The sequence below is a fragment of the Monashia sp. HAY1-2A genome (assembly GCF_056755315.1).
Window position 1 is genome coordinate 1 of the sequence record NZ_JBNDHY010000335.1, and the last position, 382, is coordinate 382.

1 protein-coding gene is annotated in these 382 nt (G+C 40.8%); it reads left to right on the top strand.

Annotated elements, in window-relative coordinates; all coding sequences use genetic code 11:
- Positions 1-55: 55 nt before the first annotated feature.
- Positions 56-382, top strand: a 327-nt coding sequence (locus tag ACPYOM_RS22180; RefSeq protein ID WP_481347616.1) for a hypothetical protein, incomplete at its 3' end; no start/stop codon positions are given.

The following is a 382-nucleotide window of genomic DNA, read 5'->3' on the forward strand; positions in this document are numbered from 1 at the left end:
ATTTATCACGTATGCCATTGGACAGACGGGATACAGCCATCTTGAAAATGCTTTTATGACCGGGATCCCTATTATACAGGAACAGAAAAAGAATGGGAAGACTCTTTCCAAATCCATTACCCGGTATGAGAATTCATCTTTGCTTCCGACTTCCATATATGCAGCCAATATCAATGACGGCAATTTAAAGCTGAAAGGAAAAATAGATGCCTACGACGATAAAGGAAATATCGTACAGGCTTCATCCGGTACAGGAACTCCTACCACATTCATTTACGGATACAATAAAACACAACTCATTGCTAAAATAGCAGGGGCCAAATATGACGATGTTAAAACCAATTCCCTCGTTGTGGCGGCAATTACCGCATCGGATAATGAC